The sequence below is a fragment of the Streptomyces hilarionis genome, assembly GCF_024539675.1.
Lineage (GTDB): Bacteria > Actinomycetota > Actinomycetes > Streptomycetales > Streptomycetaceae > Streptomyces > Streptomyces hilarionis.
In genome coordinates, this window is sequence record NZ_JAHHIT010000644.1 from 1 (window position 1) to 298 (window position 298).

Here is a 298-nt window from a genome sequence, read left to right on the forward strand (position 1 = left end):
GCCGGAAACACTGGCGTTCACGCCTGGTTCGGATTCCGAACGAGGGCTTGCACGATTCCGAACGAGATGATGTTCCCCCCGTTCGGAATCGTGCAGAGTGGCATCGGTTGTCTGATCCAATCCTTGCTGCGTCCAAAGTTCGCCCCAACTGTCGAGCCGCGTCGGTAACCGATCCCGATCAATATTTGTTTCCTGGCGAATCTCTTCCAGAATATGGTGAGCGACAATACGCACAGCCTTGGTCGCATGCCCCAGGGCATGTCCGACCAGCTCCAGGTAATCGTGATCCAACTCTATC

Annotated in this window: 1 protein-coding gene; it reads right to left on the reverse strand. The window is 55.7% G+C overall.

The genetic code is table 11. From position 1 onward, the window contains the following. Positions 1 to 298: hypothetical protein (locus tag KMS84_RS44415; RefSeq protein WP_256921541.1), on the reverse strand; the 298-nt coding region annotated here is incomplete at both ends.